The sequence below is a fragment of the Phormidesmis sp. 146-12 genome, assembly GCF_052939495.1.
This window is the reverse complement of record NZ_JBJPHS010000164.1, coordinates 1-10,336: the sequence shown is the minus strand read 5'-3', so window position 1 is coordinate 10,336 and position 10,336 is coordinate 1. Positions and strand designations below refer to the sequence as shown.

Below are 10,336 nucleotides of genomic sequence, written 5' to 3'. Positions count from 1 at the left end.
TCGCCGTTGCAAACAGTTTGACCACCAATAGCGCCACGAGCAATCTGAGAGAAAACTCCACATCTCGCAGCATGGCTTCAACGGTTTCATATCCCACCCCTAAAACCTGCGGTAGCTGGAGGGCGACCAGTCCCACAAAGAGTCCGCCCATGATGGGGTGAAGTTCTCTCGGAATCTGGTTAATCCAAGCGAATCCCGGAATCTTGCCGTTAAACCAGTTTTGTGACCACTGGAGCGACTTGGTGTAAGCGATCGATACCAGGCTGGCACACAGCCCCAATCCCAGGTAGAGCGGCAATTCTAAGGGACTGCGAACCTCATACACGGGCAGATTAAAGGCAGGTTGAGCGCCCAATCCAATCTGAGCCACGAGCGCCGAAACGACTGCTGACAAAAGAACTACACTCGCTGCCGAAGTTGCAAACGTGGTACCCAAAACGACTTCTAGCGCAAAGAACACCCCAGCGATCGGTGCATTAAATCCTGCGGCCAACCCCGCGGCGGCTCCGGCCCCCAACAGCAATCGCTGGCGTTCTTGAGACACTCGCAACGCCTGACCTAGAAGAATCCCTAAGTTTGCGCCAATCTCAACGCTCGGCCCTTCTGGCCCCAACGATGCCCCTGATCCCAGAGAAATCGCCGCCGCAACCATTTTAGTAACCGGACGCATCACCGAAATTTCTTGACCCGCCTGCACCGCAGCAATCAGCGAAGAAATGCCAGGGCCAAAGTCTTTAAAGCACCAGCGCATTAGCCCAATCAACACCCCGCCCAGAGTCGGAACGCAGGCCAACGTCCACGCGCCCAAGTGAGCGATCGTTCCCATCCCGTCTTCGAGCAGTAGATGATGCAGAATTTCGATCAGGTATCTGAAGGTCACAACTCCCATACCTGCGCTGCCCCCAATTACGACGGCCAAAATCAGGACGATCGTTTCGGGGGACGGCTGGAGGCGAAGTGTACCGGGTAAAGGAGGAGGAGAGGGTGCTTGCGGTTCGGACGACAAGCCTTTTGGCGAAGAAACAGAAGGCATCCCGGATATTTACGTCAGACAAAGTTAATTTTTATTTCTTACTCTCATTGTGAGTCATGAATTACAGCTAAGACAAGAAATTTGCGATCGGCGCTCTATCAAAAGCTAAACGCGATCGTGCCTCAACAATCAACAGATGTAGAGCGATCGTCCCAGACAAGCCAATGGGGCAGTACGATCGCACCGAGAAACCCTCAAAATAGCACTCCTGTTTAGACTGTTGGCGATCGACGTGAGGATCAGATTTCTGCACAAATAGCCCTGAGATTTGAGAAGATTTTCTATAAAATTTCTATAAAAAATCATGCGAAGGGCTTTCTGATCCATACTGGGTATAAAGCTAAACCTATTTAAGGCCACAGAAATTAGAAATCGAGAAAAACCTGGATAGACTCGCCTGAGAGAGGTTTGTGAGAAAAGTCGATCGTGAATTTTTCGCAATGCTCTATAAACTGAGCCAGAATATTGGTTAGTTTCTGATGGCAAGTGTGCCGCTGATCAGTTCTCTTAAAAAAATTGTCATTTTGTCACGTGACAACCAAAAGTGCCTGATGAATGCTGATACCTTCGATCGCCACTCTTCCCCCTGTCCAGTCTGCCATCAGATGGGCGGTTTGCAGTCCGTCAAAATGGTGAATGGTTTGTTGACCTGTCCTCACTGTCGGCAACGGCTTGTGGTCAGTATGAGCGGTCATTACGTTCGCGACCCGTTTTCACCCAAAAAACAAAAGGTGACCGAGAAGATGTTGCGCCGTCAAAGTCGCCCATTGGCAAGAATTTTGCGCGACTCTGGCGTTTCCAAACATTCTCAGCTTCTCGCTCTTTTGGGCAGTTTGATTTTATTGGGGTTCTCGATGGCTGTGGTCGGAGGCGTTGCCAGCCAAAAGATTTCTCTACAAGGCGTGTTAAACCAGATTGAGCGAATGGGTGAATCGCCTCAAACCTCGCCCGATCGCACTCCTTAAGCTGGCGATCGCATTCCAAAAAAGCATTTCAGATCCTTGACCTTCAAAGAGAAGTTGGGGGTCTGTCCGTCTGTTTTGGCCAAAGTTGTTCTTCTAAATTGAGAATGTAAATTTTTAGAAACAACATTATGAGCTAATACTCGGCTATTTGTAAATAAACGTAAGCAAATATCTCAGAGTTCTTATCAAATTGTGTCAGATACTCGCCAGAATGCTTTTCTGGTATGCGTTTTCTGGTAAAAACATACACGGGGATAACTTTACGTCTGCACCCGCTTGTGAGAGAAAACGACTTCAAGAAACTTCAAGAAGGTTGCTCTAAGCGCTGAGGAAACTTCGATTTCCTATCTGTATAGACTATCTCCGTCTGAATTTTAGACAGCAGCAACGGCTCGTCAAAAGTTCACTCCCTCGACTGACTAGAAGAAGAGAACACGCATCGCAAGGAGTCTCACTAGCATGTTCACCCACGTCAAGCCCACCATTAGACACATTGCACCCGACAACCTTCAGGGACGGTCTTTAGTAAAGGTGGTCTATGTCGTGCTAGAGCCGCAATATCAAAGCGCGCTCTCTGCTGCCATTCGATCGATTAACCAAAACCATCCCAATCTCGCGTATGAAATCAGCGGCTATCTGATTGAAGAACTGCGGGATGCTGAAAATTACGAAAACTTTAAGCGAGATGTCTCTGAAGCTAATATTTTCATTGCCTCGCTCATTTTCTTAGAAGACCTGGCTGATAAGGTCGTCGCAGCGGTCGAGCCTTATCGCGATCGCCTCGATGTGGCCGTCGTCTTCCCGTCGATGCCGCAGGTGATGCGGTTGAATAAGATGGGCAGCTTTTCAATGGCTCAGTTGGGTCAGTCAAAGAGCGCGATCGCTCAGTTCATGAAAAAGCGCAAAGAAAAGCAAGGCGCTGGCTTTCAAGATGGGATGTTGAAGCTGCTGCAAACGTTGCCCAAAGTGCTGAAATATCTGCCGATGGACAAGGCGCAGGATGCTCGCAACTTTATGTTGAGCTTTCAATACTGGCTCGGTGGCTCACAGGAAAATCTAGAAAACTTCCTGCTGATGCTGACTGACAAGTATGTGATCAAAGACAAAGAGGTGAAAGTGCTGGCGTATCAGGAGCCTGTCACCTATCCTGATCTGGGCATCTGGCATCCCCTCGCGCCTCAGATGTTTGAGGATGTTAAAGAATATTTGAACTGGTTTGATTCGCGTAAAGACATTCCTGCTGACACCAAAGATCCGTTAGCGCCCTATGTGGGATTGGTGCTGCAAAGAACGCACTTAGTCACCGGGGACGACGCTCACTATGTGGCAATGGTGCAAGAATTGGAGTGCATGGGCGCACGAGTCATTCCGGTTTTTGCGGGAGGATTAGACTTCTCGAAGCCTGTGGATGCGTTTTTCTACGATCCGATTTCCAAGAATGCCGTAGTGGATGTGGTGGTTTCGCTGACTGGATTTGCACTGGTGGGCGGCCCGGCGCGTCAAGATCACCCCAAAGCGATCGAGTCCCTCAAGCGTCTCAACCGTCCTTATATGGTGGCGTTGCCGCTGGTCTTCCAAACGACGGAAGAATGGCAGGACAGTGACCTGGGATTGCACCCGATTCAAGTGGCGTTGCAGATTGCCTTACCTGAATTGGATGGTGGGATCGAACCGATTATTCTTTCTGGACGCGACGGCAATACCGGGAAAGCGATCGCCCTGCAAGATCGAGTAGAAGCGATCGCGCAACGAGCCATGAAGTGGGCCAGTCTGCGCCGCAAGCCCAAACTTGAGAAGCGCGTTGCCATCACGGTTTTCAGCTTTCCACCCGACAAAGGTAATGTCGGAACGGCTGCTTATCTAGATGTGTTTGGCTCGATTCACAAAGTTTTGGAAGCGCTGCAAAACAATGGGTACGACGTTGCAGGCGTTCCGGATACGGCCGAAGCGCTGATGCTGGAAGTGTTGCATGATGCCAGAGCGCAGTACAACAGCCCCGAATTGAACATCGCTTATCGAATGTCGGTGCCCGAATATGAGGAGCTAACGCCTTATTCTGAGAAGCTGCACGAGTCTTGGGGCCCGCCTCCTGGACACTTGAACACCGACGGTCAAAATCTGCTGGTGTATGGCAAATCGTTTGGTAACGTGTTTATCGGAGTGCAGCCGACCTTTGGGTATGAAGGCGATCCGATGCGGCTGTTGTTCTCACGATCGGCCAGTCCCCATCACGGGTTTGCCGCTTACTACACGTATTTAGAGAAGATCTGGAAGGCTGATGCCGTTCTGCACTTTGGCACTCACGGATCGCTAGAATTCATGCCTGGTAAGCAGATTGGTATGTCAGGTGACTGCTTCCCCGATAGCTTGATTGGCACCATTCCCAACCTCTATTACTACGCGGCTAACAATCCGTCGGAAGCGACGATCGCCAAGCGCAGATCCTACGCCGAAACGATCAGTTACCTGACTCCGCCTGCCGAAAATGCTGGACTGTACAAAGGTTTGAAAGAACTGGGCGAACTGGTTGCGTCTTACCAATCGCTCAGAGATTCGGGTCGAGGGGTGCAGATTGTGGATACGATCGTCGATAAATGTCGGATTGTCAACCTCGATCGTGACATTGCTCTACCGGATCACAGCGTCAAAGATATGACGGTCGAAGCGCAAGACAACATCGTGGGCAAGGTTTACATCAAACTGATGGAGATCGAATCGCGGCTGCTGCCCTGTGGACTGCATGTGATTGGCAAGCCTCCGACGGCGGAAGAAGCGATCGCAACTTTAGTCAACATTGCCAGTTTGGATCGGGCCGAGGAGGATGTCGTGAGCTTGACTCGGATCATTGCCAACAGCGTGGGTCGTGATATTGACGATATCTATCAAGGGAGCGATCGCGGCGTTCTTGAAGACGTTCAGCTTTTGCAAGACATTACGATGGCTGTTCGCGATGCAGTGGGCGCGATGGTGCAGGCTCAAATCGATGCAGATGGGCGCGTTTCTAAAGTGACGATGCTCAACTTCTTCAACATGGGCAAAAAGGAACCCTGGATCGAGTCGCTGCACAGTGCAGGCTACACCAAAGTCGATGTCGAACAAATCAAGCCGCTGTTTGAGTATCTGGAATTTTGCCTCAAGCAAGTCGTTGCAGACAATGAACTCGGCGCACTGCTAACCGGATTGGAAGGTGAATACATTATTCCTGGGCCGGGTGGCGATCCGATTCGCAATCCTGACGTGTTGCCGACGGGTAAGAACATTCACGCCCTTGATCCCCAATCGATTCCGACAGCGGCGGCGGTCAAGTCTGCCAAAATTGTCGTCGATCGCCTCTTAGCTCGTCAGTGTGCCGAAAATGAAGGCCGCTATCCTGAAACGATCGCCTGTGTCCTCTGGGGCACTGACAACATCAAAACCTACGGCGAATCGCTGGCGCAGATCTTCTGGATGGTTGGGGTGCGTCCGGTTCCCGATTCTCTGGGGCGGATTAATAAAGTTGAGTTGATTTCGCTCGAAGAGTTGGGTCGTCCGCGCATTGATGTCGTGGTGAACTGTTCTGGAGTGTTCCGCGATTTGTTTATTAACCAGATGGCACTGCTCGATCGGGCGGTGAAAATGGCCGCCGAAGCGGATGAGCCAATGGAGATGAATTTCGTTCGCAAACACGCCACCAAGCAAGCTGAAGAGATGGGCATTAACCTGCGTCAGGCAGCCACTCGCGTCTTCTCCAATGCCTCTGGATCTTATTCGTCAAATGTGAACCTGGCGATCGAGAATAGCACCTGGGAAGGCGAAGCCGAACTTCAGGATATGTATCTGGCGCGCAAGTCGTTTGCATTCTCGTCGGACAATCCGGGCGAAATGGGACAGGATCGCAAGATCTTTGAAGCGGCGCTCAAAACGGCGGAAGTTACCTTCCAAAATCTGGACTCTTCTGAGATTTCGCTGACCGACGTTTCGCACTACTACGACTCTGATCCGACGAAGGTCGTTTCTCGCCTGAGAGATGACGGCAAAGCGCCCGTTTCTTTCATCGCAGACACGACGACGGCCAATGCTCAAGTCCGCACGCTGTCTGAGACGGTGAGATTGGATGCGCGCACCAAGTTACTCAATCCCAAATGGTATGAGGGAATGCTGAGTCATGGCTATGAAGGCGTTCGTGAACTGTCAAAGCGATTGGTTAATACAATGGGTTGGTCAGCAACCGCAGGAGCCGTAGACAATTGGATCTATGAAGACGCGAATGATACGTTTATCAAAGATGCAGAAATGCAAAAGCGATTGCTAGATCTCAATCCAAACTCGTTCCGTAAAATGGTGACGACATTGCTAGAAGCCAACGGTCGAGGATACTGGGAAACCAGCGAAGAAAATCTCGACAAACTGCGTGAACTCTATCAAGAAGTTGAGGACAAGATCGAAGGCATCGAGTAGTCAATTTCTCTAACTTAAAGGAATAATAGGGATGTGAGCAATCATGTCCCTTTTTTTATGTCCCTTTTTTAAGTGAAATCATGTTGACGATCGCCACCTGGAATCTTCAGAAATTAACGCCTCGCAGTTGGAGTAGAAAAGAGGCGATCGCCCAAAAAATTCAAGAAATCAATGCAGATATTTGGGTGTTTACAGAAGTCAGATATGGCGCTGAACTCGCTGCTGAATTTTTGCCCAACTATTCAACAACTCTGTCTCAAGAGTATGGTTCTAGAAATGCTGACGTGATGATTTGCTCTCGGCTTCCTCATCAAAAAGTATTGATCGAATCTCAGTCCATAGAGACTGCTTGCATTGCATTAACACTAGAATCTGGTCTAAATTTAATCGTTTATGGAACAATCATTCCTTACAAAAACTATGGCGTAATTAGCCGTAAAAACCTTGAACTAGACGAAGCTTATGTGAGCGTTTGGGAAAAGCATCAAGAAGCAATTTTACGTCAAGGAAACGATTGGGCAAATCTCACTTTGCAATATCCAAATCATGCTTTGTGCGTGGCGGGAGACTTTAATCAATCGCGAAACGGAACAGGTTGGTACAGTACAAAAGAGGTTGAAGATCTGTTAAAAAAAGAACTCGATCGCAATCACTTAATCTGCCTCACCGAGAGAGACTTTGAATTAGCAAATCGCCAAAATATCGATCACATTTGCATCAGTCAAAACTTTGCAAAAAGTCATCAGGTATCAGCCTGGGAAAGCTTCACAAACACGATTAAAATGAGCGATCATAATGGTGTAGTGGCTAAAGTCTTGATCGAAGGCGAATGAAGCAATGGTAGAACTCAAAGCCAAATTAGTAATAGATGCCTGGGTTCCTGCGTCGTGGGAGGAGTATCTTGAGACGATCGACGACCCCGCCCACGAAAAAGCAAAAGGCTACTATTACCAAGGAAACATGAGGGTTGAGACGGCATCAATTGGGTCTGACCATGCAGCCGATCATGCCCTCATGATTTTCGCAGTTGGTGTCTTCGGAATCGTCAAAAAACTTCCTCTACGGGGGCTAGACAACTGCTCGTTTCGCAAAGTAGGGGTGCAAGAATTTCAGCCAGATGTGTCTTATTATGTGGGGGAAAAGGCTCAATCAGTTCCACCGGGTACCAATGTTGTAAATCTTGAACTGTATCCTGTTCCTGACCTTGTGATCGAAGTTTCTAAAACGTCACTGCTCGACGATCGCGGCAACAAACGCACTCTGTATGAAGAATTAGGCATCTCTGAATATTGGGTCGTGGATGTCGAAAAAGCAGAAATTTTGGCGTTTCAAATGATCGATCGCGGCAGCAAAAGAATTGATCGATCTCAAGTGCTACCAGGCTTAGAATTTACAGTTTTAGAAACAGCCCTTCGTCAAAGTCGAGAAACCGATCAATCGCAAGTGGGAGGGTGGCTGCTTACTCAGTTTCAAACCCATTAGAAGTAAGTTACAAACTTATTTTTCTAACAACTCTTTGCCTCGACGATAGATTTCTTGTGCGTAATCTGTCCAGGCTCCCTGTCCCCAATAGCGAAAACAACTGGTTTGCAACACAAGGTTATAGAGCAACGATCGACGGTAGCTATCTTGTTGTGTAATCTCAGAGGGTTCACTATCAAATCTTTGATGAAATAAGGCACTCAACTGATTCATCGGAGTCAACACATTTTCGTAGCCTTTGACCCAACTCAAGCTATTTGTCCACGAAGCGCCATCCATGTGAAAGTTGGGCTGAGTTTGCGTCAGATCGGCGATCGCTCCCTCTACCAATTCAGTTGTGGCCGCTTCTGGATCGACTCGCTGCCAGATTAGATGTTGAGCGATCGCCTGACAAGTTGGATACGCCTGGTCATCACCGCCTGCCGCCTCGATCAGTTCCAAATATTCTGTGCCCGTCACACCCACCACATCGGGATTATTTGCCGCCTCATGCCACGTCCGCACAAACGCACTAGGAAACTCATTCATCATCACGCCCCCATTTTCGCCATCGCCAATCTGTGTGACGATCGGGGGAATATTGACCCCGGCGATCGTTTGTCGAGACAGCGTTTTTGCCTCATAGTAAGGCTGCATTTGACCTACTAATTTGGTGTCGGAACCTTGAGTTTTGATCAGCGCCGTAATGCTAACCGTTTCACCGTGGGAGTTGCGGGCGATCAGTCGATGGGGCAGATGACGATTTTCTAGCGGCTGTCCGGTCAGCGTTTCGACCGAATGTTCTTGCACCATCAGCCAGCGATAGCCACAGTCTTTGAGCGCCTGAATGAACGCAAATAACGTATCGGGATGATTGGGTAAATGCATTTCTGGAGGCGAAAATCCCTTCACTCGCGCCAGCGCTTCCCAGCCAAAAATCGCCGCAAAATGATGTTGCCACGCCTGAATGTGTAGCTTGATGTCAGGAATGGGTGTAGACGGCACGACCGCATGACCCCACATTGTCCCCAACCACTCGACATGAGGTTGGTAGGTGCGATCGCACGTCACCCGCTTCAAATTGTCCAGCACATCGCCTCGCCCCATCTGCCTCAATCCCCAAAGCAAATTGCCCGAATAGTCGAGCATCACCCGTGGATTGCAGCCTTGAGCCACCAACTCTGGAATAAAATCACCCATGCGCGAATAGCACCAGGCAAACGTCCCCGCATTGTGGTTGTCGCCAAGGTAGGGATGCTCAAACATCTGTTGGAGATTGCTGATCAACGCGCCATCTGTCCCAGCGGGAATCGTCGGCTGATGCATGTGCAGCGCGATCGCAAATGTCGCCTTCACCGATTCGAGTTTGACCGTAGTGGTCGGCAAGAAAACAGCCGCATCGGATTGGGTGAGCGATCGCACTTCCGATTCGTGACCTGAGAGGTTAGGAAGTCCGTCAATCAGTTCAATCAAGGGAGAGGGAAGCAAAGAAGCCATAGCAAGGAAGGTGAAAGGGACAAGAACCAATCAGCATCAGCAGGATTTCATTCAACCCCCAATTCTGATGCCACTTCAAACCTTAAACCTTAAAGCTCCACCCTCACCGCTTTTCTTTATCCCTCATCCCTTCAAAGGTGTTCGTTCAAAAAGCTCAAATCATCATCGTCTTCCCAGCAAGGCTCAGGAAATAGACGAATCAAGTAATGATTGACGTTTTGTTCTAACTCTAAGATGTCTTCTCGATCGAACAGCCCCGACAACTCGGCAATATCGCGATCGCGCAAAGGTGAGATAGGAGCAGCATGATCGTGAATTGGAGCGGGAGCCGCCTTGGGACGAGGAGAAGTTACCACATTGCGCCAAGGGTTGACTAGCGAGGCTTCAAAGCTGGATTTGCCATACGCTGACCGCAGGGTTTCGTCGCCAGACGATTTTAACGAGACATCTGCTTGAGCAGGTCGAATCGTTTGCCTGCCAGAAGAAGGGGCTAAAAAATCATCGGCTGAAGGTGAAGCAATCTCCTCACCAGACGAAAGGTTCAGCATCAGGTAACTCCGAAAAACTAGGGATTGACGACTGGGAAGGGGCTTGGTCAAAAAATCGGCTAACTTCAAAGCGTGGCTGTGCATCGTCACAACACGAATTGATCTAGCAGATTAATAGCCTTCACATTGCTTAATAATATGAAAAGCGCATCGCACAGTTAAATCAACCTTGAGGGAGAATGTTGTAGGAATGACCGATTGTGAAAGCAAGCGCCGCACCCGTAGAAGGTTGACCGCTGGCGTTATTCGGCGATTAGCTCAGTTTGCGGGGTGGGGTCAGCACAGGAGGCAGGAGCGATCAACCTAAACCAAACGTGAATTCGATGGAGTTTCGCTTCGTGATTCAGCACTTCTGCCCCCCAACCCCCCAATTTTGGGGGACTTTGAGACAATAT

At 49.4% G+C, this 10,336-nt stretch carries 8 protein-coding genes; 4 read left to right on the top strand and 4 right to left on the bottom strand.

Features of this window, described 5'->3' with window-relative positions:
- A partial coding sequence (locus tag ACKFKF_RS32645) for a chloride channel protein (RefSeq protein ID WP_446871557.1) occupies positions 1-1,033 on the bottom strand: 1,033 nt, incomplete at its 3' end.
- Positions 1,034-1,100: 67 nt separating this feature from the next.
- Positions 1,101-1,286 carry a hypothetical protein gene (locus ACKFKF_RS32640; protein WP_446871556.1) on the bottom strand — a complete coding sequence of 62 codons (186 nt, stop codon included), beginning with the start codon at positions 1,284-1,286 and terminating at the stop codon, positions 1,101-1,103.
- Between the two features lie 226 nt (positions 1,287-1,512).
- Here ACKFKF_RS32640 and ACKFKF_RS32635 point away from each other — a divergent pair, with 226 nt between their 5' ends.
- The 4 genes from ACKFKF_RS32635 to ACKFKF_RS32620 all read left to right on the top strand — a co-directional run bounded on the left by ACKFKF_RS32635 (position 1,513) and on the right by ACKFKF_RS32620 (position 7,917).
- Positions 1,513-1,998 carry a hypothetical protein gene (locus ACKFKF_RS32635; protein ID WP_446856164.1) on the top strand — a complete coding sequence of 162 codons (486 nt, stop codon included), beginning with the start codon at positions 1,513-1,515 and terminating at the stop codon, positions 1,996-1,998.
- Positions 1,999-2,457: 459 nt separating this feature from the next.
- On the top strand, positions 2,458-6,435 hold the full coding sequence (locus tag ACKFKF_RS32630; protein ID WP_446871555.1) for a magnesium chelatase subunit H: 3,978 nt from the start codon (positions 2,458-2,460) through the stop codon (positions 6,433-6,435).
- Between the two features lie 80 nt (positions 6,436-6,515).
- Entirely contained in the window at positions 6,516-7,268 is a 753-nt protein-coding gene (locus ACKFKF_RS32625; protein ID WP_446871554.1) for an endonuclease/exonuclease/phosphatase family protein, read from the top strand.
- 4 nt (positions 7,269-7,272) lie between these two features.
- Positions 7,273-7,917 (top strand): Uma2 family endonuclease, encoded by a 645-nt coding sequence (locus tag ACKFKF_RS32620; protein ID WP_446871553.1) that lies wholly within the window; start codon positions 7,273-7,275, stop codon positions 7,915-7,917.
- A 15-nt stretch (positions 7,918-7,932) separates the two neighbouring features.
- Here ACKFKF_RS32620 and ACKFKF_RS32615 read toward each other — a convergent pair whose 3' ends face one another.
- Together ACKFKF_RS32615 and ACKFKF_RS32610 are read right to left on the bottom strand one after the other, a co-directional pair.
- The gene (locus ACKFKF_RS32615; protein WP_446871552.1) at positions 7,933-9,393 is read right to left on the bottom strand and encodes a glycosyl hydrolase family 57; all 1,461 of its coding nucleotides are present in this window, start codon (positions 9,391-9,393) and stop codon (positions 7,933-7,935) included.
- A 131-nt stretch (positions 9,394-9,524) separates the two neighbouring features.
- The gene (locus tag ACKFKF_RS32610; protein ID WP_446871551.1) at positions 9,525-9,941 is read right to left on the bottom strand and encodes a hypothetical protein; all 417 of its coding nucleotides are present in this window, start codon (positions 9,939-9,941) and stop codon (positions 9,525-9,527) included.
- Positions 9,942-10,336: the final 395 nt, after the last annotated feature.

What these genes read in the sequence shown, in the direction of transcription:
- ACKFKF_RS32635 (WP_446856164.1), top strand. Translation starts at nt 1,513, where the DNA reads ATGGCAAGTGTGCCGCTGATCAGTTCTCTTAAAAAAATTGTCATTTTG.
- ACKFKF_RS32630 (WP_446871555.1), top strand. Translation starts at nt 2,458, where the DNA reads ATGTTCACCCACGTCAAGCCCACCATTAGACACATTGCACCCGACAAC.
- ACKFKF_RS32625 (WP_446871554.1), top strand. Translation starts at nt 6,516, where the DNA reads ATGTTGACGATCGCCACCTGGAATCTTCAGAAATTAACGCCTCGCAGT.
- ACKFKF_RS32620 (WP_446871553.1), top strand. Translation starts at nt 7,273, where the DNA reads ATGGTAGAACTCAAAGCCAAATTAGTAATAGATGCCTGGGTTCCTGCG.
- ACKFKF_RS32615 (WP_446871552.1), bottom strand. Translation starts at nt 9,393, where the DNA reads ATGGCTTCTTTGCTTCCCTCTCCCTTGATTGAACTGATTGACGGACTT.
- ACKFKF_RS32610 (WP_446871551.1), bottom strand. Translation starts at nt 9,941, where the DNA reads ATGCTGAACCTTTCGTCTGGTGAGGAGATTGCTTCACCTTCAGCCGAT.